Below are 24,349 nucleotides of genomic sequence, written 5' to 3' on the forward strand. Positions count from 1 at the left end.
ACTACTTTAGTACTTTGAAAATTGAACAGATTTAAATAAATTTAGGTTAAGTTATTAAGGGCGTAGGGCGGATGCCTTGGCACCAAGAGCCGATGAAGGACGTGGTAAGCTGCGATAAGCTTCGGGGAGATGCAAGCAATCTTTGATCCGGAGATTTCCGAATGGGGAAACCCACCTAGAGTAATGTCTAGGTATCCTTAGATGAATTCATAGTCTAAGGAGGGGAACCGGGGGAACTGAAACATCTAAGTACCCCGAGGAGGAGAAAGAAAAATCGATTCCCTGAGTAGCGGCGAGCGAAAGGGGATTAGCCCAAACCTATGAAGTTTTCTTCATAGGGGTTGAGGATATGCTTATTAAGATGGAGGTATTGTAGTCGAAGAGGTTTGGAAAGACCCACCGTAGAAGGTAATAGTCCTGTAGATTAAACGAGAAGACCATCAAGCATACTCCAGAGTACCACGGGACACGTGAAACCCTGTGGGAAGCTGGGGGGACCACCCCCCAAGGCTAAATACTCCTTGGTGACCGATAGCGTATAGTACCGTGAGGGAAAGGTGAAAAGAACCCCGGAAGGGGAGTGAAATAGAACCTGAAACCCTATGCCTACAAGCTGTGGGAGCACATTATTAGTGTGACCACGTACTTTTTGTAGAACGGGCCAACGAGTTACGATAAGTAGCAAGGTTAAGGACTTAGGGTCTGGAGCCGTAGCGAAAGCGAGTCTTAACTGGGCGATTCAGTTACTTGTCGTAGACCCGAAACCGAGCGACCTACCCATGGCCAGGATGAAGCGAAAGTAAAATTTCGTGGAGGTCCGAACCCACGCACGTTGAAAAGTGCGGGGATGAGCTGTGGGTAGAGGTGAAATTCCAATCGAGCTCGGAGATAGCTGGTTCTCCCCGAAATAGCTTTAGGGCTAGCCTCAAGCTTAGAGATGAGGAGGTAGAGCACTGAATGTCCTAGGGGCCCTATGGGTTACCGAAGACTATCAAACTCCGAATGCCTTTATCTTTTGCTTGGGAGTCAGACTGTGGGTGATAAGATTCATAGTCGAGAGGGAAACAGCCCAGACCGTCAGCTAAGGTCCCTAAATGTAAGTTAAGTGGTAAAGGATGTGGGATTGCACAGACAACCAGGATGTTGGCTTAGAAGCAGCCATTCATTCAAAGAGTGCGTAATAGCTCACTGGTCGAGTGATCCTGCGCCGAAAATTATCGGGGCTAAAACTTACTACCGAAGCTACGGCATTGACTTTGTCAATGGGTAGGGGAGCATTCACTGCGGGTTGAAGCTAGACCGGAAGGACTAGTGGACTGCAGTGAAGAGAGAATGTTGGCATGAGTAGCGAGACGTAGGTGAGAATCCTACGGGCCGAAAACCCAAGGTTTCCTGAGGAAGGTTCGTCCGCTCAGGGTTAGTCGGGACCTAAGCCGAGGCCGAAAGGCGTAGGTGATGGACAACAGGTTGAGATTCCTGTACTACCGATAATCGTTTGAAGAATGGGGTGACACAGAAGGATAGGCTATCCTACTATTGGATGTAGGTCCAAGCATTAAGGGAGCACTGATAGGCAAATCCGTCGGTGCAATTCTGAGGTGTGATGGGGAGCGAAATTAAGTAGCGAAGTAGTCGATTTCATGCTGTCAAGAAAAGCCTCTACTGAGATTAAAGGTACCCGTACCGCAAACCGACACAGGTGGGTGAGAAGAGAATTCTAAGGCTAGCGAGAGAACTTTTGTTAAGGAACTCGGCAAAATGACCCCGTAACTTAGGGATAAGGGGTGCCTCATTAGGGTGTATGCCCGAAGAGGCCGCAGAGAATAGGCCCAAGCGACTGTTTACCAAAAACATAGGTTTCTGCTAAGTCGAAAGACGATGTATAGGAGCTGACGCCTGCCCGGTGCTGGAAGGTTAAGGGGATGTGTTAGACGTAAGTCGAAGCATTGAACTTAAGCCCCAGTAAACGGCGGCCGTAACTATAACGGTCCTAAGGTAGCGAAATTCCTTGTCGGGTAAGTTCCGACCCGCACGAAAGGCGTAACGATTTGGGCACTGTCTCAACAAAAGACTCGGTGAAATTGTAATTCCGGTGAAGATGCCGGATACCTGCGACAGGACGGAAAGACCCCATGGAGCTTTACTGTAGCCTGGCATTGGATTTCGATATTACATGTACAGGATAGGTGGGAGACTGAGATACGAGAACGCCAGTTTTCGTGGAGTCACCCTTGGGATACCACCCTTGTAATATTGAGATTCTAACCATAGACCATGAATCTGGTCTTGGGACACTGTCAGGTGGACAGTTTGACTGGGGCGGTCGCCTCCCAAAATGTAACGGAGGCGCCCAAAGGTTCCCTCAGCACGGTCGGAAATCGTGCGAAGAGTGCAAAGGCAAAAGGGAGCTTGATTGCAAGACATACAGGTCGAGCAAGGACGAAAGTCGGGCTTAGTGATCCGGTGGTTCCGCGTGGAAGGGCCATCGCTCAACGGATAAAAGCTACCCTGGGGATAACAGGCTTATCTCCCCCAAGAGTCCACATCGACGGGGAGGTTTGGCACCTCGATGTCGGCTCATCACATCCTGGGGCTGTAGTAGGTCCCAAGGGTTGGGCTGTTCGCCCATTAAAGTGGTACGCGAGCTGGGTTCAGAACGTCGTGAGACAGTTCGGTCCCTATCCGTCGCAGGCGTAGGAAATTTGAGAGGAGCTGTCCTTAGTACGAGAGGACCGGGATGGACATACCTCTGGTGCACCAGTTGTCACGCCAGTGGCATAGCTGGGTAGCTATGTATGGAATGGATAAGCGCTGAAAGCATCTAAGCGCGAAGCCAACCTCAAGATAAGATTTCCCATCTTTATGAGTAAGATCCCAGGAAGACTACCTGGTTGATAGGTTCAAGGTGTAAGCTCAGTAATGGGTTCAGCTGATGAATACTAATAGATCGAGGACTTAACCTTTTATTAAATCTGATCAATTTTGAAAGTATTAATACAATACTTAATATGCGGGTGTAACTCAGTGGTAGAGTTCTGGCCTTCCAAGCCAGCTGCGAGGGTTCGACTCCCTTCACCCGCTCCAAATATGTGGTTATTATAGCAAAGAGGATACACCTGTTCCCATTCCGAACACAGAAGTTAAGCTCTTTAGCGCTGATGGTACTTGGGGGGCAGCCCCCTGGGAGAGTAAGACGTAGCCACGTAACAGAGACTGTCAAATGACAGTCTTTTTTTTATCTTAAGGAAACTATATCATTTTTTGTTTTGTGTATAACTTAGTGAAAAAGGCTGGACTTAAAACTATTTTTAGCAACGGAAGCCTGTAGGGCCCGTTGACGACATGAGCTATTCGCAGTATAAAGCTAATTTTATATGAAATTCAACTAAAAACCCTTTATTTAGCCAAAACATTGGTATAATAGAGGGTTTTTTATCATTATACAGAATATTTAATTAAGACTAATAAATCTAGAATTAATCAAATATAATAATTATTAAGCTTCGAATATTTTTAATATATTCTATGATGGAATAAACAATCCACCTGAATTAAGTTTCGCTTTATCCGAAAGCTAAAAGTTCTAAGACTTCATCCTTTTAAGAATGAAGATAAGAACTTAACAGCTTCTGGATTAGCTTAACTAAAAATCCAGCTGGAATAAACACTCCATCTGAATTAAGTTTCGCTTTATAAAAGGAGGAATAGTATGAGTAAAGTTATTATAAGGCCAGTTAAAGTAGATGATACACCCTATATAAATGAACTGAGGATAATGAAGGGTGTAAAAGAAAACATATTAGGTATATCAACCGAAAGATTAGAATATACAGAAGAATTTATTAAAAATATAGATATAAATAAGCACATGTTAGTAGCACAATTAAAAGAAGAAGATAAGGTAGTTGGATTAGTTGGATTAAATGTAAATACTACTCCAAGACTTAGACATAGTGCAAGTATAGGAATTATGGTACATAGAGATTATCAAAGTAAGGGAATTGGAAAAGAGCTTATGAAAGAAATATTAGACTTAGCTGACAATTGGTTAATGTTGAAAAGAGTAGAATTAGGAGTATTTGCAGATAATGAGAGAGCCATAAAGCTATATGAGGCATGTGGGTTTAAGATAGAAGGAAGAAGGAAATATGCTGCAATACGAAACGGTAAATATGAAGATGAATATATAATGGGAAGATATAATATATAAGGAAGGTAATAAAATATGAAATATATAGGAACAATATTAAACTGTATAATTGGGACTTTAATTATAATTTTTGCTAAACAACTACAAGGATTATATTTTGGAATATCTGTATTAATAGTGTTGATAACTATCAATATTATCAACATTATTAACAATAAAAAAAATATATCACAAGAGAATATAGATAAATCAAATTTGTTAAAAGAAAGAAATTTGAGTCAGGTTTTCACAGATGAGCTAGGAGAGTTTGGAGAAAATTTAAATGAATTTTTACAAGATGTAAGAAATATAATAGCTAATACATATTCTTTATCACAAAAGCTTAATGAAAATACAAATATAATATCAAACAATGTATATAATAACTCATTGGCATTTGATGAAACTTTATCTTCAATAGATGATTTATCTAAAACAATGCAGTATCAACTAAAAGAAATAAAAAAGCTTGAGGATACATCTAAAATGTTATTTGAACACGCAAGCATATCTAAGGATAATTCTCAAAGAGCAATAAACGAAGTTGAGAGTATGAATGATACTATAAAACATAATAAAGAAGTTTTTACTAAGGTAGTAAATCTATTAAAACAAAGTAAAAATGCTGGGAACAATATGGCAGATGAAATAATAACTTTAACTAAAGAAGTGAAGGATATATATAATATAACTGATGAAGTTGAGAATATATCCAAACAAACTAATTTGTTAGCTCTTAATGCAGCAATAGAAGCAGCAAGAGCAGGAGAAGCGGGACGAGGTTTTGCTGTTGTAGCTGATGAAATAAGAGAGCTTGCAGTTCAATCTTCACAATCTGTAGGTAAGATATCTCAAATAATAAATTCAGTAACAGATAAAATAACTTTCATATCTAATAAAATGCAAACTGAAATGAATATGATAAATAAAGATATAAGTATAGCTGATGAATCTGTAAATTCTTTAGGAAATATATATACGAAATCAGAAGAAGTTATAACAGATGTTAGAAATATATATGAAAGTTCTAACAAACAATTAGGATTAACACAAGAAGTAAATGAAATAATAAAAGAATTTACATTTATAGTAGATGAAACAAATAAAGTATCTTCTAAAATAAATGAAGATGGAATAGAACATTCATCTGAAATACAGTCAGTAGCATCATCTGTTGCACAGCTTGAGGATATGTCTAATGATACTTATAAATATATGAAGAAATATTTAGATAGCTTTAAATTAGATGACAATATGAACAATACAATAAACAATGCATTTGATATATTAAATAAAATATCTAATAAAGAAAATATTTTATCAAAAGATACAAATACTAGTATGAGAAGTGATCTAAAGGATATAGTAAAATCTAATCCGTATTTTGAAGTTATATGTGTTTTAAATAAAGACGGATATAGCGCTGTATCAAATATAGATGAAGAAGATTTGGTTCAAAACTTTAAACATAGAGATTATTTCAAAAAATCAATAAACGGAGATAAATTCAAATCAAATCCATATATATCTGTAGATACTGGACATTATTGCGTAGCGATAGCTACACCTATAAGAAATGAAGATCAAACTATATTAGGATGTATAATGGCAGATGTAATAATAGGATAGTATACAAAATATTTCTTGGGAAATAGTATGATAAATTACGTATTTTTACCTAAAACAACAATAATATGGTATGATATTTTATTAAAATATACAAATACTATAACTAAATATAATGAAAAGGAGTGGCTAAATATGAGAAAGCTAGCCTTGGTTTTAGTTATAATAGGAGCTTTGAATTGGGGATTAATAGGGTTATTAGGGTTTGATTTAGTAGCTACATTATTTGGTGGCTCTAACTCATTTATAAGTAGAACTGTATATGCCTTAGTTGGAGTAGCAGGTATATATGCTATAACTTTATTGTTTAACTATAGAGACGATAAAGATCGTATATAAAGCTAAACTTAATTCAGCTGGAGTTTTTACTCCAGCTGAATTTTTAGTTAGTCAACCCAGAAACTGTTAAGTTGTTGAATCTACTCTTAAAATGAGGGAGTTTTAGAATTTTTAGCTTTTGGATAAATAAATTAAAAATAGAAGGATTTATCCTTCTATTTTTTGTATGCAATTTGAGTATCATGTGAATAATATAATAAAGGAAGGGGATGATTATATGGAAACAAATAAAACATGTTACATATGTAATAAAGAATGTGATAAAGGGATAGAGATATTGGGAAGCTATATATGTAGAAACTGTGAACAAGAAATGATAGATGAAGAAGGAAGCGAACTAAAGATGGAGTACTATAAAAGTAAAGTAAAAAGTTTATGGAGGAATAATTTATCTTAGATATTAAAAGCTATACTTTAAGTATAGCTTTTTTGTTATAATGAATAGGAAATTGAATACTTATAAAAAGGCTATATAGATTCAATTTCTGTAGTGAATTTCAGTAAAGATTACATTTTAAACTTAAGATAATGTCTTTGCTATAATGAACTAGGAAATCATACTTTCAAAAACTTCTTCTTAAGCGAAAATGATGCTTATGAAAATAACGCTATTTAGTCAATATTTTTATAAAACTAAGTACTACATCGTATTAACTATCCTAAAAGTTCTAAACTCCCCATGGTCAGACAACGAACTTTCTTAACGGATATTTAAACGATGTAATACAAGTTTTATAGAAAAATATTAACAAAAAATAGCTAACATTTTAATAACCATCATTTTTAGTGATGAGCTTTAGATAAAAATTTTAAAGTTCGTATTAAGGAAAAACTTAAATTAGTAAAAAATTAAAATGCAAAGGTGATATACAGTGAATAATACTCCTATAATAAATAAACTAAATGATATGAAAAATAGTGAAATAATATCTTTTCATGTTCCAGGACACAAAAATGGAAAGATATTTGATAGATTGGGTTATAGTGATTTTAAAAAGAATATAGTCAATATAGATACAACAGAGATACCTGGAACTGATAATTTGCATTCTCCGGAGGAAATAATTAAAGAATCTCAGGAGATAGCAGCGAAGGTTTTTAAATCAGACCATACATTCTTTTTAGTTAATGGAACAACTTGTGGTATACAGGCTGCTATAATGTCTGTATGCTCTTTAAAAGATAAGATAATAGTAAATAGGGATTGTCACCAATCAGTTATAAATACATGTATATTAGGTGATATAGAGCCTGTATATGTAAATCCCCATATAGATAAAAGTAGTGGAATATCTCTTGGTGTAAGTTTAAGAGATATAGAAATGTTAATTGAAGAAGATGAAGACATAAAAGCTGTACTTATAACATCTCCTACATACTATGGAATAAATACTGATATTAAGTCAATATCAGAGTACTTACATAAAAAAAATAAAATACTTATAGTAGATGAAGCACATGGATCTCATATAGGACTTAGTGAGAGATTAGGGGTTAGTGCTATTCAGCAAGGAGCAGATATATCTATTCAAAGTACACATAAAACTCTTCCTTGTTTTACTCAAGCATCAATGCTTCATGTTAATTCGAATAAAATTGATATAAATAGATTAAAATCATTTCTTAGAATAGTTCAATCATCATCTCCATCATATATAATGATGTCATCTATTGAAATGGCAGTAGAGATATATAAATATCATGGTAAAGAATTGATGAAAGAATTAATATCCAATATAGATAGAACTAAAGATTATATAAATAATTTAAAGAATATATACTTATACGATTATAAAGGTAATGATATAACTAAGATGTATATTATAACTAAGAATTTAAATAGATCAGGATATGAAATAGAAGATATATTAAGAAAAAAGTATAACATACAAGTGGAATTATCTAATCCATATGGTGTATTATTAATATGTAGCATAGGAAATGATAATTATGATTTTGAAAAACTAATACAAGCATTAGAATATATAGATAATGAAATCGGAGATGAAGATTTACTAGAGATAGATTATCCAAATCACATTCCACAAAAAGCACTTAACCCGAGAGAAGCTTTTTATTCAAATAAAAAAAGGATACCTATAAAAGAGGGTATAGGAAAGATATGTGCAGAGTATATAATTCCATATCCACCTGGTATAAGCTTATTATCTCCTGGAGAAATAATAACTGAAGAAATAATAGATTATATACAAAAATGTAAAAGAATAGGAATGAATATTACAGGAATTGAAGATCAAAATTTAGATTTCATAAAGATAATAGACTAGAGGTGATATTTTGAAAGGATTATTTATAACTATAGAAGGACCTGATGGATCAGGAAAGTCAACTCAAATAAAATTATTAAAAGATTATTTACAAAATAGAGGATACGATATAGTACTTACAAGAGAACCTGGAGGAACTAAAATAAGTGAGAAAATAAGAAGTATAATACTTGATAAAGAAAACAAAAGTATGCATTCAAAAACAGAGGCTTTATTATATGCAGCATCAAGAGCTCAACATGTTGAAGAGCTTATAAAGCCAGCATTAAAAGATAACAAAATAGTAATATGTGATAGATTTATAGATTCAAGCCTTATATATCAAGGTATAGGTAGAAATTTAGGAATTGAAAATATATATAATCTTAACTTATTTGCAATGGAAGATGTAATACCAGATCTTACTCTATTATTAGACATAGATATGAATAAAGCAAAAAAAAGAAAAGAAAATAGAGGAAATTTAGATAGACTAGAAAGTGAAAAAGATGTTTTTCACGAAGATGTATTTAATGGATATAAAAAATTGAAAGATTTGTATCCGAAAAGAATTAAAACAGTAAAAGCTAATGGAAATATAAAGCAAGTTCATGAAGAAATAATAAATATAATAAATACTTTTTTGGAGAATTAAAATGTATTTTGATAATATAATAGGTCATGATAGAGCAAAACAATTTATTTTAAATTCTATGAAAAAAGACAGAATAAGCCATGCATACTTATTTGAAGGCCCTAGTGGAATAGGAAAAAGAATGTTTAGCATGGAACTATCAAAAATGATGCTTGAAACTGATAATTTAGAAAATGATCCTGATTTTAAAATAGTAAGGCCAGATGGAGCTTCATTTAAGATAGGCCAAATAAGAGATATACAATTGGATATAATAATAAAGCCATATAAAAATAAAAAAATATATATATTAGAAGATGCTCATAAGATGACAGTACAAGCTCAAAATGCTTTATTAAAAACTCTAGAGGAGCCACCTGAATATGCTTTAATAATATTAATAGCCCAGAACTCTAGCTCAATACTAGATACTATAAAATCAAGATGTGAGGTAGTGAAGTTTTCACCACTTACACAGGTACAAGTACAAGATTATCTTGTAGACAATAAAAATATAGATATTAAAAGAGCAAAAGTGATAGCTTCATTTTCTATGGGAATACTATCTAAGGCGTTAGATTTATGTTACAGTGAAGAATTTAATAATAAAAGAAATGAAATACAGGAATATTTAAATATAATACAATCTAGAGATTTGATAGATATGTATACTATTAATACAAAACTAGAAAAACATAAATCAAATTTAAATGAAGTTATGGATATGATTATAACTTATTTTAGGGATATACTAATGATAAAGCAAGGAGTAGATGAAAGTCTTATAATAAATTTAGATCAAATAGACTTTTTAAGTAGTATAAGCAAGAAATTTACTTATTTCCAAATTTCAAATATTATTGATATAATAGACGAAAGTAATAAAAATATTATGAAAAATTGCAATTTCAATATGGTAATAGGAACGATGATTTTAAATATATACGAGGTGATTAAATGATAAAAGTTGTGGGAATTAGGTTTAAAAAAGCGGGCAAAATATATTATTTCGATCCGCTTGAATTTGATGTAAAAAAAGATATGAATGTTATAGTAGAAACAGCTAGAGGGCTTGAATATGGACATATAATAGTAGGACCTAAGGAAGTTAGCGAAGAAGAAATAGTAGCACCTCTTAAGCCTATTGTAAGAATAGTTACAGAAGAAGATACTAATATATATAATGAGAATAAGCAAAAGGCTAAAGAAGCTTTTGATATTTGCGTTGAAAAAATAAAAGAATATGAACTAGATATGTATTTAATAGATTCAGAATACACATTTGATAGAAATAAGCTGATATTCTACTTTACAGCAGAAGGCAGAGTGGACTTTAGAGATTTAGTCAAAGGATTAGCTGCAATATTTAAAACTAGAATAGAACTTAGACAAATAGGAGTAAGAGACGAAGCCAAAACAATAGGTGGACTTGGACCTTGTGGAAAGCCTCTTTGCTGCTCGACTTGGCTTGGAGATTTTCAACCTGTTTCTATAAAAATGGCAAAGGATCAAGATTTATCTCTTAATCCAAGTAAAATATCTGGAATATGTGGAAGACTGTTTTGTTGTTTAAAGTATGAGCACAATACATATAGTAAGATATTAGAAAAAATGCCATCAGTAGGAACAGAAGTTATGACTCCTGAAGGAAAAGGAAAAATAACATACACTAACACTTTAGCAGAAAAAGTAAAGGTTGAAATAAATAAAGGAAAAAAATGCGAAAGCTATGTATATGAACTTCACGAAATAAGTATCATAAAAGAACATAAAAAGTGTGGAGGATGCTGCAAAAAAAATGAACAGATAGATGCTCAAACTTTGAAAGAACTTAAAAAGCTAGAAGATTAATTATTGATTTCAGCTTGATTTTAATAAAAAGGAGAACAAAATGGATATAAAGTTAAAAGACAGTGAGAGAATAGACGATCTTCAAATAAAAGGGCTTAAAATAATTCAAGATAAAGAAGGATTTTGTTTTGGAATAGATGCAGTACTTCTAGCGAATTTTAGTAAAGTAAAAAATAATGCTAAAGTAGTAGATTTAGGAACTGGAACGGGTATAATACCAATACTAATAGCTGGGAAAAGTAGAGCGAAAGAAGTTATAGGTATTGAAATTCAAGAAGAAGTTGCCGAGATGGCAGATAGGTCTATAAAACTTAATAATTTAGAGGATAGGGTAAGAGTATTAAATGAAGATTTAAAGAATATCGACAGTGTGCTGGAAGTTAATACATTTCATGTAGTAACCTCTAATCCTCCTTATATGAAACCAGATGGATTAAAAAATATTAATAATAAAAAAGCGATATCAAGACATGAAATAACGTGTAATCTAGAAGATGTTATAAAAGCAGCTTCTAGACTATTGATGCACCATGGCAAGTTTTTTATGATACACAGACCTATAAGAATAGCTGATATAATAACTATATCTAGAAAATATAAATTAGAGCCAAAAGAAATACAATTTATTCACCCTAAAGTAGGTAAAGCTCCTAATCTAATGATGGTTGCATTTACAAAGGCAGGAAAACCAGAGCTTAAAATACTAGATCCTCTTTATGTATATAAAGAAGATGGAGAATATACAGATCAAATAAAAGAAATTTATTCAAGACAAGATATAGGAGAGAATTAAATGAAGGGTAATCTTTATGTATGTGCAACACCAATAGGTAATTTAGAAGATATAACTATAAGAACATTAAATACATTGAAAGAGGTAGATTTAATAGCAGCAGAGGATACTAGGCATAGTATAAAACTTTTAAATCATTATGATATATCAAAACCTCTTACAAGCTATCATGAACATAATAAAGCAAGTAAGGGTAGCGTCATAATAGAAAAAATGTTAAATGGTCAGAATGTAGCTATAATTACTGATGCTGGTATGCCTGGAATATCTGATCCAGGAGAAGATCTTATAAGACAAGCTATAGATGAAGGTATAAATGTAAATGTACTTCCAGGAGCTACTGCATTTGCAACTGCACTTGTTGGAAGTGGTCTTAAAACGAGAAAATTTGCATTTGAAGGATTTTTAAATAGAGATAAAAAAGTAAGACGACAAGAATTGGAAGAATTAAAACATGAAAGAAGAACTCTAATATTTTATGAGTCACCACATAGACTAAAAAATACACTTTCCGATATATTAAATATATTAGGAAATAGACAAATATCCGTGTGTAGAGAAATTACTAAAAAATACGAAGAGATAATAAGAAGTAGTGTAGAAGAAGCTTTACATATATTTAAAGAAAGAGAAATAAAAGGAGAGTTTGTTCTTATACTAGAAGGCTTTGCTGGAGAAATAGAGAACTTAAATAATAATGATAATTTAAGCATAATTGAATACGTAATAAAGCTTATAGATGATGGAATGAGTAAAAAAGATGCTATAAAACATGTTGCAAAAGAAAGAAAGTTACCTAAAAATGATGTTTATCAAGAAGTATTAGATATATAGTATAAAATAAAAAGTCCCCTAGGGGACTTTTTATGTATTATTTTATTTCAGATAATTTTGCTACGCAGTCAGGACAGATGTTCTTACCTGCGAAATGTTGAATATCCTTTGCGTTTCCGCAGAATATACAAGCTGGCTCATATTTCTTTAATATTATACTTTCACCATCAACATATATCTCTAAAGCGTCTTTTTCAGCTATGTTTAAAGTTCTTCTTAATTCTATTGGGATAACAACTCTTCCTAATTCATCAACTTTTCTTACTATTCCTGTAGATTTCATGATTATACCTCCTATATTATAAAGCTAGCAACATTTTTCGACAATTTATATATTTAAATAATAGCAAGGATGGCAATAAAAGTCAACACAAAGTGTAAAATAAGTTCGAATTTAACGTAAATTTAACAAAAGGGGTGAAATTAAATTGGAAATAAACAATAATTTGATTAATGATTTTAAAAAGGTTAATTCTCAATTAAAAACCATACATAAGCCTCTAAAAGACATAGGAGCTAAAAAAATTAGACACGAATTAGATATAAAAATTATGAAAAAGCTTACAAACGAAGAATTGATAAGTATCAGAAATAAAGGAGATATAGTAGGAGTAGATGGAAGTAAAAATAAAAAAGGGAATTTACATCCGCATTACTTGGTAGCTATAAGTGCGCTTGCAAAGAGTATGGACTTAAATAAAGAACCCGTATTATTATATGAAGTATTTTCTCCATTAATAGATAAACTCAGCAGTGAAAAATCTAAAGAAAAAGAAGACAATATAATGGCTGAGTTAGAAGTACAAGTTGCAATCAAAAGCATAGAAGAATATAATCCATATATTATAATGATGGATGGTTCATTAATGACATATAGCATAAAATGTTATGAAAAGTGGAAAGAACTTAAAAGAAAATGTATAGAAAATAATATACTCTTGATAGGTGTAATAGAAGAAATAAAAACTAAAGAAATAGTACAAGTACTAAAAGCAAAACATATAGATATAGGTGAGGATGTATATGATAAAGAAGTGTTGTTTGGATTATTAAATGAAGGAGAATATATAAATATACTACCTGAGAAATCTAAAAAGATAAAAGAGAATATAGATTGCTGTTTTTTGAGAACTTCATCAGACCCTAGCGCTATAGCCATGGATTTTTTATCAGTCCAAAAGCAAAATATGCAGCAGTTTTGCGATATAGTATATACATTGACTCCCAAGAATTCAAGGGGAATACCAATCTGGCTTGATATTGTAGACAAAGAAGTAAAAATAACTGATGAAATGATGAATGCTTTAATAGATACATACATAGATAAAGACTTATCTAACCTATTCATAAAACCTAAAAGAGAAGAAAGAAGTTTGTAAGGAGGGAATTAATGTGCAAGTTGTAGGTATTACCACACAACAAGAAGTAAGTGTTGTAACTAAGGAAAGACCATTTAAAATAAATGAAATAATAGTTATAGAAGATGATTATCAAAAAAATCAATTAGGCGAAGTTTTTGAAACAATGTCATACAATCGATATATACCACTTAATATAAATGGAGGACTTATAGACTCTAATGTATTAAATTCGCTTAGTCAATTAGGATATAAAGTAGGGGAAGAGACTATGCACCTAGCTAAAATAAGACTTTTAGAAGAAGCAGAGTACCCTATATGCACAGGAGCGAAGGTTAGAAAACCTCGTTTTGAAGAAGTAAAAAATCTATTTATAAAATGTGAAAAAGATGCAGGATTATTGCTTGGAGAAATAAAATCTACAGAAGATATGGAAGATAGTATGGAAGATGATCTTAAGGATACTTTATGTATATACAATAAAGAAAGTATAACAAAGCAAAGAGGGGTTCCATTCATATTTGATATAAAAAAAATGCAGCAATATCCTCACATAGGTATATTTGGAGGTTCGGGTTCTGGTAAAAGTTTTGGTAGTAGAGTTATACTTGAAGAAATTATGAAGCTTAACATACCTACAGTAGTACTTGATCCACACTTTGAAATGGATTTTTCAAATAAATGTCCTGATTTAGAAGAAAAATATTTAACTGATTTCACAAATAAATTTACTATATACCAAATAGGAGTAGATGTTGGAGTAAAATTTGAAGATTTAAACAAAAATGAACTAAAAAAATTATTAACAGCATCAGGTAATATAACGGATTCTATGAGCAATGTAATAGATAATATATATAAAAAAAGAGATACATACATGACATTTTTAAAAAGACTTGAATATCTAGCAGAGGGTCAAAGACTAGGCTCTGAGAAAAAGATATACGAAAAAATGAATACAAGTGAAGAAGTATACGAAAAGAAAAAATACTCTGATATACAGAAATTATTTCTAGAATACAACATAAAGTGCCCTCCAGCTTCTGTAAGTGGAGTTATATGGAGACTGACTAGACTATATAACGAAGGAATTTTTTCAAAGGATATACAGCCTATAGAAAATAGTATCAAAGAAGGTAAATTAATAGTCATACAAGGTGATATGAGACTTATACAAGTGTTTTCTACATATCTTTTAAACAAACTATATCATAAGAGAAGAGACTATAAGGATGCTAAATATAAGGAAGTAGAAAACAGTGAATTTTTTCCACCATTTATAATAGTAACCGATGAAGCACACAACTTTGCTCCAAAAGGATATGATTCTCCATCAAAATCTATAATAAAGGAGATAGCTCAAGAGGGGAGAAAATATGGAGTATTCTTAATACTTGCAACACAAAGACCTACACTATTAGATGAAACTGTAACTGCACAGTTAAATACCAAATTCGTATTTAGAACTGTAAGAGCATCTGATATAGGCACTATAAAAGAAGAAACAGATATAAATGCAGATGAAGCAAAAAGACTTCCTTATTTAAGATCTGGAGATACGTTTGTATCATCAGCTATAATTGGAAGGACAATACCTGTTAGAATAAGAATGGCTAAGAGTACAAGCCCTCATACAGAAAATCCTTTTGATGAGCTAAATGTTTTTATAGAAGGATCAAAGAACAAGATATTTGATATTATAAAAACTAGATTTCCAATAAAAGAAATAGAGCTTGATGATATTTTGATAACACTTGAGAGAAATGATGTAAATATGAATATAAAACAGCTAGAGAGTGAACTTGATAGACTTGTTGATGATAAAAAGCTTACAAAGGGAGAGAATATGTGGGGATATTTTTATGATATTGTGGATAAATAAGATTCTTAATGCATATTTTTAGAATATATTAAACAAGTATAGCAGTGCTTGAGTGAAAAATGACACTCATTGAAATAACGCTATTTAGTCAATATTTTAATAAAACTAAAGATTACGTATACTGAATATCCTAAAACTTTTAAACTCCCTATGGTCAAACAAAAAAGTTTATTAACGTATACTCAGTATGCGTAATCTAAGTTTTATAGTAAAATGTTAACAAAAAAATAGCTAACATTTCAATGAGCATCATTTTTGAATTCCGAGGTTTATAGATAGAACGATCTAGGTAAAAACTTATTTGTTAATAGGGGGGAATTATGAATAAATGGTGCCAAGAAAATAATTCAATAATACTAGGCATTTTAAACTGGATAGTATTTATTGTGCTTTTCTGGAATGATTGTAGATTACCTTTAAGTATACAAGATTTTTTAGCTACGTAATATATAAGAAAACATGTATTTCTCAAAATAGACTATTTTTAGGATTTGCTATAAATTTAATATATCTAATAGTTCACGTTAGAAATGTATTATGGATATTTTCTCTTTAAAAATATTTAAACGTAGTTACATGAAAGATATTTTAATTTATAAATTGACACTTATTTTACTATATGTTATTCTTTTATTACAAACCGAATGAACATTCACTCTAAAAATGAGGGGGGTTATTTATATGCAATATAGAGAAATTCCGAAGACTGGAGACAAAATATCGATAATTGGTTATGGTTGTATGCGTTTTCCAACGAGAATGGGAAGAATAGATGAGAAGAAGGCTGAAGAGCAGATTCGTTATGCAATCGATCAAGGGGTCAACTATTTTGATACTGCTTATCCATACCATAATGGAGATAGTGAGCGTTTTTTAGGAAAAGTATTTAGTGATGCTTCATTGAGAAGTAAAGTTAAGATTGCAACTAAGTTACCGCCATGGTCTGTAAAATCTAGAGATGATATGGATAGAATACTTCAAGATCAGCTTAAAAAACTTCAAGTAGAGACTATAGATTATTATTTGATTCACGGGATTATGGGGCAAGATGTATGGGATCGTATGAAGCAATTGGGAGTTATTGAATTCCTTGAAAATGCTCGTAAACAAGGTTATATTAAAAATGTTGGGTTTTCATGTCATAGTGATTTGCAAACTTTCAAGAATGTTATAGATGATTATGATTGGTCTATGTGCCAGATTCAGTATAATTACTTGGATGAAAATAATCAAGCTGGAACAGAAGGTCTTAAATATGCGGCTGAAAGAGATGTAGCTGTGTTTATTATGGAGCCGCTTCGCGGTGGAAATTTAGCAGGTAAAATTCCTAAACAGGTACAAGAAGAATGGGATAAAGCTGAAGAAAAAAGAAGCCCAGCCCAGTGGGCACTAAGATGGATATGGAACCACCCAGAAGTAACTTGCGTTTTATCTGGAATGAATAATGATGATCATATAAGAGAGAATATTAGAACGGCTAAAACAACAATTGCTGGGAGTATGTCGCAGGATGAAATTGACAGAGTTGAACGTGTACGCGATATATATAAATCACTTACAAAGGTGCCATGTACTGCTTGTGCCTATTGTATGCCATGTCCAGCAGGAGTCAATATCCCTCAATGTTTTCAACAGTACAATAACAAATATCTTTTTGGTGGATTTGAAGCACGTCTAATGTACTTGGTTCAGTTAGGTGGGGTAATGAGTGATAAATCTGAGAAAGCATCCCAGTGTATAAATTGTGGTAAATGTGAGAAGCATTGCCCGCAGCACATTGAAATTAGAAAAGAGCTTAAAAATGTATCTTCTGAACTAGAAGGAATAATAGATAGGCCATTATCTTGGCTAGCAAGACGTGCAATGCGTATAAAAAAGGATTAATATAAATTTATATGGGAATTACAACTACTTGACATCTGATGCGAATTCATCGTAATCTAGTTATAAAGTTAAAAGTTCAGATAGACTTGTTACTTTGACTGAACTTTAGCTTTCGTATAAAGTATTTGAGAATATGAGGGATATTATGATGAAAGATCTAAATGATAAAAAGCAGCAGGTTTTTGAGACTGCTCTTGAAATGATATTAGAAAATGGTGTTCAAAGTGCATCTATGGGAAAGATATCTAAAGCTTCTGGTGTAGCAGTTGGAACAATATATCATTACTTTTCGAGTAAAGAAGAGTTGATTACAGAACTATATCGAATGAATAAATTGAACTTTATTAGTTCGTTTCAACAAATTGAGCGAGGAAAAACACCTAGGGAGACTTTTCAATTATGCATGAAGGCTTATATTAAGTATGGTATGGAATATCCAAAGGAATTCGAATTTATTAATCGTTTTTACAAGTCACCGCTTATAGATGAAAATGTTACCAATGAAATAGAAGAACTCATGTTTAAGCAAAATCCATTAATTTCAGAGTTTTTTTCGAATAATGATATTCTAAAGGATGTGAAAACAGAGTTAATATTTATGTTTATCAGTGGAGCTTTAACTCATACAGTTCGTGAGTGCCTTAATGGTCAAATAAGCATGAATGATGAAGACTGGGACAATTTTATTGATATGTTATGGGATGGTGTAAGTAAATAAGTAAATCCTCTAATCTTTGCATTAGGGGATTTATTTTATATAATTTTGAACTTTGGGATAAAATGGATTGAAGAACTATACTTGCAATTATTTTTAAGCAATAGAGACTGGAAAGATCGTTGGCTACATGAGTTACCGCGTTAGCGAGTAGACTAATTTTTTTATGAGAAATTTTGAAGAAATTTATGGAAAAGTGATATAATGAATATTATTAATAATGAATGGGATTGTAGATTAAGAGAAAAAACTTGAGTAACTCAATTTGTAATAATGAATTAGTTGATGACATCAAGCTTTATATCCCTTTTGTAGAAGATTAGGTATTCTTTATTAAAAAAGATAAAATTCATATTTTAAGAATAAGGAGAGAATGACGTAATTATGAAAGAAGAATTGTACATTACAATAGGTAAAGCCAAGTATCAATTGAGTAACTACTATGATGAATATTGTGCTATGAAAAAGAAAAAGGTTTTATCTTCACGAGATATTAAATGGTTAATTAATATGAGTGAAACTATTCGTGAGCAAGAATTAAAAATTGAAAAATTAGATCAAAAACGCGCTTCGTAGAGGTAAGATCACATTATATATCATTATAAATAAAATTTAAAAAAGACCTAAATCAAAAGGTCTTTTTTAAGTTTGAGATAGGGTATGGGGTAGAACTAGCAACTATGATCTAAACATAAATTTAACGCATAGTTTTAGTACTATCTAATCATTGAAATTACTACAACCTCATTCTAAAATAGTATTTTTATACTTAAATAATCATTATTATTAAATTACTTTGCGTCTTATGATATAGATGCTGGTTCTACGCCTATATAAAATTAAAAATAGCCACCTGAATTTCGTTTGTACGAAATCTAGGTGGCTAACATTTCTTTTTAAATAAAAGTCTTAATCAATTTACATACTTCTTGCTGCTACAAGATCTACTCCTGTTCCCAGAATATCTTTTGCAATAATATCTCCTACACAAACAGGTGATTTTACTTCTATAGAGTCAATAAATTTCATACAATCGAACAATTTTTCCTTTGGAATAGCCTCTTTTGTTTTTACTGGAAGTCTATTAAGAAGTCCATCTTTAATCTTTACAGTTGTTGTTACAACTCTTGTTGGGTTAGTAAGTTCTTTAACTCCATATTTTTCTCCTCTAGGACATTTATTTCCCGTTACATTGTATTCACTATTCTCTTTTGTCACTTCTAAATGACATCCCATTGGACACACAATACATATTAATTGATGTTTTTCCATTTAGGCTTCCTCCTTTTCTAAATGAACAGTAATAACTGTATCTTCTTTAAATACTAAATCCTCTTTTTTAATCTTTACAGATTCCATCTCTCCAGGAGCTAGATGTTTCTTTTTCATTCTCTTGATTTCTTTTCCATTCAACTTTACTATCATGTTCATATCTTTGTATACATTATCTACTCTCATGGATAAATCTAGAGTACCATCAACATTTTCTGGTCTAACCATATGAGGAACTATATATCTGATACCATCTCCTGGCTCTGTCTTTGCTATTTTTCCTTCACATTTAATCTCTTTTTTAATATATCTTGCTGCATTTTTACCGGCTCTTTTACTTTCTGCTGTTACAAAGTCTACTAAATCATGTACATGTACTACATTTCCACAAGCAAAAACTCCTTCTATACTTGTTTCCATAGATTCATTTACAATAGGTCCAGAAGTAATTGGGTCTAGCTTAATTCCTGCATTTTTAGAGATTTCATTCTCTGGAATAAGACCTACAGATAACAATAAAGTATCACAATCATAATATTTTTCTGTTCCTTTAATTGGTTTTCTGTTTTTATCTACCTCTGCAATAACTACTCCTTCAACCCTGTCTTTTCCTTTTATCTCCATTAAGGTATGACTTAGATACAGAGGTATATCATAATCTTCTAGACACTGAACAATATTTCTAGTAAGTCCTCCAGAAAAAGGCATAAGCTCAGCTACTGCAAGTACCTGTGCTCCCTCTAATGTCATTCTTCTTGCCATAATAAGTCCAATATCTCCTGAACCTAAGATAACTACTTTTTTTCCTACCATATAACCTTCCATATTTACAAATCTTTGTGCTGTTCCCGCTGTAAATACTCCAGCAGGTCTATATCCTGGAATGCTTATAGCTCCTCTTGTTCTTTCTCTACATCCCATAGAAAGAATAATGGCTCCTGCCTTTATACTCATAAATCCATCCTCTGTATTAATAGCACTAATTACTCTTTCTTCTCCGATTTCTAGTACCATTGTGTCTAGCTTATATTCTATTCCCATTTCTTTTAATTCAACAATAAATTTTTCTGCATATTCAGGTCCTGTTAACTCCTCTTTAAAAACATGAAGTCCAAATCCATTATGAATACATTGCTGCAATATTCCACCTAATTCTCTATCTCTTTCAATCACTAAAATATTATCTACACCATTTTTCTTAGCTTCAATAGCTGCTGCAAGTCCTGCAGGACCCCCTCCAACAACAACAATATCATATTTCAACATACTATCACTCCCTTACACTAAAATAGCTTCGCTTCTTCTAAAGTTTATGCTGTTACTTCTTCTGGTTTATTTTGTTTTGTTTCTTCTGTTAGGATATAAGCTTCTTTGTTATCTTTAACTATATCTTTAATATCCATTTTCAATTCTCTAGCTAATATTTCCATAACTCTTGGGCCACAAAAACCTCCTTGACATCTTCCCATACCAGGTCTTGATCTTCTTTTGATACCATCTACCGTTCTTCCCCCTGCATTTCTATGGATGGCATCTACTATTTCACCTTCTGTAATATTTTCACATCTACAAATGATTCTTCCGTATCTTGGATCTTTTTTTATAACTTCTGCCTTTTCTTCATCAGTTAACTCCATAAAACGAATTACAGGTTTTCTTCTTGGATTGAATTCTTTTCTTTTATTAAGTTCTCCTATAATACCTTCTAAAATGTTAATTGCATATTCTGCTATTGCTGGTGCTGCTGATAATCCAGGTGATTCTATTCCTGCAACATTAATAAATCCTTTTGCTTCTTTAGATTCTTCTATAATAAAATCTCCTAAATTCGATACAGCTCTTAACCCTGCAAAACTTGTAATAGTTTTATTGAATGGAACTTTTGTAGTTGTTTTTCTTGATTTTTCTTGAATGAATGCAATTCTATCACTAGTTGTTGATGTATTTTCCTTATCTTCAAGATCCTCTGCATCTGGTCCTATTAATAGATTTCCGTGAACTGTAGGAGTAACTAATGTACCTTTTCCAAATTTTGTTGGTGCTTGGAAGATTACATGATTTACAATACTTCCTGTACCCTTATCCAGAACATTGTATTGTCCTCTTCTTGGGTGAATAGTAAAACTTCTAGGAGCAACCATTTCATTAATTTCTTGAGTGTATACTCCTGCGCAATTAAATATATATTTTGTTTTTATATCACCATTGTTTGTATGAATTACATATCCCTTTTCATTCTTCTCAATTCCTAAAACTTCTGTTTCAAGCTTAATTTCAGCACCATTGTCTGCTGCATTTTCTGCTAATGCTACAGATAATTCCCAAGGACTAACGATTCCTGCAGTTGGGGCATATAAAGCACCTATGATTTCTTCGCTTAAATTAGGCTCCATTTCTCTTACTTCTTCTTGAGATAATATTTTCATATCAGGAATATTGTTTTTACATCCTCGTTCATATAAATCCTTTATACTATCCATTTCTTCTTCATTCGTAGCAATAACAAATGAACCAATTTTTTTAAAATGTACATCTAGTTCTTCACAAACATGAGCATACATAGCATTTCCTTTTGCATTAAGCTTTCCTTTTAATGTACCTACCTTTGCATCATATCCAGCATGAACTATAGCACTATTTGCCTTTGTTGTTCCATTTGCTATATCATTTTCTTTATCAATGATTATAGTTTTTAAATCAAATTTAGATAATTCTCTTGTTATAAATGTTCCTATAATACCAGCACCGATTACTACTACATCATACATGTGATTCCCTCCTTTAAATTACAAAAAACAAGAAAGCCAAATAAAGCTAGATCTAATTTTTAGACTAACTTTATTTGGCTCTCCATTCTCTCGTGCCATTAAATATTCATTTTTAATATAAAGTGAAGCTTTATATTATGCGTTTACTACATCTTTTTCTGTATTTTCTTTTGATCTATCATGAGTATTCCAAGTAAGTCCTAAGAAAATAATAGATAGTACACAAGCTCCAATAATAAGCTTAAATGCTCCATCCCAACCAGCACTATCAACTACAGCACCGATAATTATATTTGCTGAAACTGCTCCTCCTACATAACCAAATAGTCCTGTAAATCCTGCTGCTGTACCCGCAGCTTTCTTCGGAACATAGTCAAGAGCTGCAACACCAATAAGCATAACTGGTCCATAGATTAATGCTCCTACTGAAGCAACTGCTATGTTTATAGCCATTACACTATCACTTGTCCAATATGTATATACTGCTGCAATTACACCTACCATACAAATTATACCCATTGGAGCACGTCTTCCGTGGAATACTTTATCACTTAACCACCCAACAATGATTGTTCCTGGAATAGCTGCCCACTCAAATAATGCAAATGCTACACCTGCTTCTTTAATATTGAATCCTTTTACTTCTTTTAAGTACACAGGAATCCAGTCCATAATTCCATATCTTACTAAGTATACAAATATATTTGCAATAGCAATATACCAAATATATTTGTTGCATAAAACGTATTTTACTAATATTTCTTTTCCTGATAATTCTCTTTCTCTATCGTCTACTTTTACATCTGGATAATCATTTTTATATTCTTCAATTGGTGGAAGACCAACTGATTGTGGAGTATCCTTCATGAATATAAAAATCCCAATACCTATAGCAATAGATAATGCTGCTGGGAAGTAGAACATTCCTCTCCAAGTAGAGAATATTGCTAGTCCTGCTAATGCTAATGTTGGGACTAAAGCACCTCCAATATTATGTGCTACATTCCAAAAAGACATTTTTACTCCACGTTCTTTATCTGAGAACCAATGCGTCATTGTTCTTCCACATGGAGGCCATCCCATACCTTGGAACCATCCGTTTAAGAACATTAAAATACATAACATTGTAATAGATGATGCAAAGCCAAACATTAAATTTACAATACCTGATAAAATAAGTCCAGCTGACATAAAATATCTTGGATTACATCGATCTGAAATATTTCCCATTACAAATTTACTTATTCCATAAGCTAATCCTAATGCAGAACCTACTGCTCCAACTTGAGCTTTTGTATATCCGTAGGTTTCAATTAAATAAGGTGAAGCCATATTAAAGTTTTTTCTGATAAAATAATAAGCTGCATATCCAATAAAGATACTCATGAATACTTGAAAACGGTACCTTTTGTATGCATCGTCAATTTTATCATCTGCCATACGTTCAATGGCAGGTGCTGGTCTAAACATTTCTAACATTTTTTGCCACCTTTCTTGATATATAATTAAATGTGTATAAAGTATACATTCATTTACCATGGAAAACCTTTTCTTTGCATTTAATAAAAAAAGCCATACAAAGATAGACCTACTTTCATAGGTTAACTTGAATGGCTCTCTATTTCTCACACCTTAAATATTTAATTGTATAACTCGACTTAATATTACAATACATTTCCTAAAATGTCAATATATTATAAAAATAAAGTTTTTTTTGACATTTATAGCCATTGATTGCTCAATAGGTGCTATAAGAAAAGTGTTTCGAAATTTATGAGAGGAACATAGTTATATATAAGTTGAACTAATGAAAATAACTATATAAGTATGTAACTGTAGTAAAAGGGTAATAAAATCTTATTTTTTATAACGAATAGGAAATTACTTTAATTTGTGGATAAATATGATTTTCGTTATAAGTTTTAAGAAACGGAGTT

Annotated in this window: 21 protein-coding genes, 1 tRNA gene and 2 rRNA genes; 19 read left to right on the forward strand and 5 right to left on the reverse strand. The window is 32.0% G+C overall.

Features of this window, described 5'->3' with window-relative positions:
• Positions 1-44 precede the first annotated feature (44 nt).
• The 13 genes from P4S50_RS19525 to rsmI all read left to right on the forward strand — a co-directional run bounded on the left by P4S50_RS19525 (position 45) and on the right by rsmI (position 12,533).
• Positions 45-2,963, forward strand: a 23S ribosomal RNA gene (locus P4S50_RS19525).
• A 47-nt stretch (positions 2,964-3,010) separates the two neighbouring features.
• Positions 3,011-3,084: transfer RNA gene (locus tag P4S50_RS19530), tRNA-Gly, on the forward strand.
• A 4-nt stretch (positions 3,085-3,088) separates the two neighbouring features.
• Positions 3,089-3,205, forward strand: a 5S ribosomal RNA gene (rrf, locus tag P4S50_RS19535).
• A gap of 504 nt (positions 3,206-3,709) precedes the next feature.
• Positions 3,710-4,210, forward strand: coding sequence for a GNAT family N-acetyltransferase (locus tag P4S50_RS19540; protein WP_277732393.1), 501 nt, complete (start codon positions 3,710-3,712; stop codon positions 4,208-4,210).
• A gap of 15 nt (positions 4,211-4,225) precedes the next feature.
• Positions 4,226-5,818: a methyl-accepting chemotaxis protein gene (locus P4S50_RS19545; protein ID WP_277732394.1), complete on the forward strand. Its 1,593-nt coding sequence runs from the start codon at positions 4,226-4,228 to the stop codon at positions 5,816-5,818.
• 132 nt (positions 5,819-5,950) lie between these two features.
• A complete protein-coding gene (locus P4S50_RS19550) occupies positions 5,951-6,154 on the forward strand; it encodes a DUF378 domain-containing protein (RefSeq protein ID WP_277732395.1) in 204 nt (67 codons plus the stop codon).
• A 217-nt stretch (positions 6,155-6,371) separates the two neighbouring features.
• Positions 6,372-6,551, forward strand: coding sequence for a sigma factor G inhibitor Gin (locus P4S50_RS19555; protein WP_277732396.1), 180 nt, complete (start codon positions 6,372-6,374; stop codon positions 6,549-6,551).
• Between the two features lie 475 nt (positions 6,552-7,026).
• Positions 7,027-8,442: an aminotransferase class I/II-fold pyridoxal phosphate-dependent enzyme gene (locus tag P4S50_RS19560; protein ID WP_277732397.1), complete on the forward strand. Its 1,416-nt coding sequence runs from the start codon at positions 7,027-7,029 to the stop codon at positions 8,440-8,442.
• A gap of 10 nt (positions 8,443-8,452) precedes the next feature.
• Positions 8,453-9,076 (forward strand): dTMP kinase, encoded by a 624-nt coding sequence (tmk, locus tag P4S50_RS19565; protein ID WP_319023194.1) that lies wholly within the window; start codon positions 8,453-8,455, stop codon positions 9,074-9,076.
• Position 9,077: 1 nt separating this feature from the next.
• On the forward strand, positions 9,078-10,016 hold the full coding sequence (locus P4S50_RS19570) for a DNA polymerase III subunit (protein ID WP_277732398.1): 939 nt from the start codon (positions 9,078-9,080) through the stop codon (positions 10,014-10,016).
• The gene (locus P4S50_RS19575) at positions 10,013-10,906 is read left to right on the forward strand and encodes a PSP1 domain-containing protein (protein WP_277732399.1); all 894 of its coding nucleotides are present in this window, start codon (positions 10,013-10,015) and stop codon (positions 10,904-10,906) included. Before P4S50_RS19570 ends, P4S50_RS19575 begins: the two co-directional genes overlap by 4 nt.
• A gap of 40 nt (positions 10,907-10,946) precedes the next feature.
• Positions 10,947-11,699 carry a tRNA1(Val) (adenine(37)-N6)-methyltransferase gene (locus P4S50_RS19580; RefSeq protein ID WP_277732400.1) on the forward strand — a complete coding sequence of 251 codons (753 nt, stop codon included), beginning with the start codon at positions 10,947-10,949 and terminating at the stop codon, positions 11,697-11,699.
• Entirely contained in the window at positions 11,700-12,533 is an 834-nt protein-coding gene (gene rsmI, locus P4S50_RS19585; protein WP_277732401.1) for a 16S rRNA (cytidine(1402)-2'-O)-methyltransferase, read from the forward strand.
• Positions 12,534-12,570: 37 nt separating this feature from the next.
• On the opposite strand, the gene P4S50_RS19590 is transcribed toward rsmI, so the two are convergent.
• Positions 12,571-12,816, reverse strand: coding sequence for an AbrB/MazE/SpoVT family DNA-binding domain-containing protein (locus tag P4S50_RS19590; RefSeq protein WP_416390129.1), 246 nt, complete (start codon positions 12,814-12,816; stop codon positions 12,571-12,573).
• A 145-nt stretch (positions 12,817-12,961) separates the two neighbouring features.
• Here P4S50_RS19590 and P4S50_RS19595 point away from each other — a divergent pair, with 145 nt between their 5' ends.
• The 6 genes from P4S50_RS19595 to P4S50_RS19620 all read left to right on the forward strand — a co-directional run bounded on the left by P4S50_RS19595 (position 12,962) and on the right by P4S50_RS19620 (position 18,948).
• Positions 12,962-13,912 (forward strand): DNA double-strand break repair nuclease NurA, encoded by a 951-nt coding sequence (locus tag P4S50_RS19595; protein WP_277732402.1) that lies wholly within the window; start codon positions 12,962-12,964, stop codon positions 13,910-13,912.
• A 13-nt stretch (positions 13,913-13,925) separates the two neighbouring features.
• On the forward strand, positions 13,926-15,773 hold the full coding sequence (locus tag P4S50_RS19600) for an ATP-binding protein (RefSeq protein ID WP_277732403.1): 1,848 nt from the start codon (positions 13,926-13,928) through the stop codon (positions 15,771-15,773).
• A gap of 320 nt (positions 15,774-16,093) precedes the next feature.
• Positions 16,094-16,219 (forward strand): hypothetical protein, encoded by a 126-nt coding sequence (locus P4S50_RS19605; protein WP_277732404.1) that lies wholly within the window; start codon positions 16,094-16,096, stop codon positions 16,217-16,219.
• Between the two features lie 235 nt (positions 16,220-16,454).
• Positions 16,455-17,657, forward strand: coding sequence for an aldo/keto reductase (locus tag P4S50_RS19610; RefSeq protein ID WP_277732405.1), 1,203 nt, complete (start codon positions 16,455-16,457; stop codon positions 17,655-17,657).
• Between the two features lie 145 nt (positions 17,658-17,802).
• A complete protein-coding gene (locus P4S50_RS19615) occupies positions 17,803-18,375 on the forward strand; it encodes a TetR/AcrR family transcriptional regulator (protein WP_277732406.1) in 573 nt (190 codons plus the stop codon).
• A gap of 381 nt (positions 18,376-18,756) precedes the next feature.
• Positions 18,757-18,948, forward strand: coding sequence for a hypothetical protein (locus P4S50_RS19620; protein ID WP_277732407.1), 192 nt, complete (start codon positions 18,757-18,759; stop codon positions 18,946-18,948).
• A 342-nt stretch (positions 18,949-19,290) separates the two neighbouring features.
• Here the strand turns inward: P4S50_RS19620 and P4S50_RS19625 are convergent, their stop codons facing one another.
• The 4 genes from P4S50_RS19625 to glpT form a co-directional block, all read right to left on the reverse strand.
• Positions 19,291-19,644, reverse strand: coding sequence for a DUF1667 domain-containing protein (locus tag P4S50_RS19625; protein WP_277732408.1), 354 nt, complete (start codon positions 19,642-19,644; stop codon positions 19,291-19,293).
• Positions 19,645-20,910, reverse strand: coding sequence for an NAD(P)/FAD-dependent oxidoreductase (locus tag P4S50_RS19630; protein ID WP_277732409.1), 1,266 nt, complete (start codon positions 20,908-20,910; stop codon positions 19,645-19,647).
• A gap of 44 nt (positions 20,911-20,954) precedes the next feature.
• Positions 20,955-22,412 carry an NAD(P)/FAD-dependent oxidoreductase gene (locus P4S50_RS19635; protein ID WP_277732410.1) on the reverse strand — a complete coding sequence of 486 codons (1,458 nt, stop codon included), beginning with the start codon at positions 22,410-22,412 and terminating at the stop codon, positions 20,955-20,957.
• A 135-nt stretch (positions 22,413-22,547) separates the two neighbouring features.
• The gene (gene glpT, locus P4S50_RS19640) at positions 22,548-23,891 is read right to left on the reverse strand and encodes a glycerol-3-phosphate transporter (protein WP_277732411.1); all 1,344 of its coding nucleotides are present in this window, start codon (positions 23,889-23,891) and stop codon (positions 22,548-22,550) included.
• Between the last annotated feature and the right edge of the window lie 458 nt (positions 23,892-24,349).

The organism is Tepidibacter hydrothermalis (assembly GCF_029542625.1).
Taxonomy (GTDB): Bacteria; Bacillota; Clostridia; order Peptostreptococcales; family Peptostreptococcaceae; genus Tepidibacter_A; species Tepidibacter_A hydrothermalis.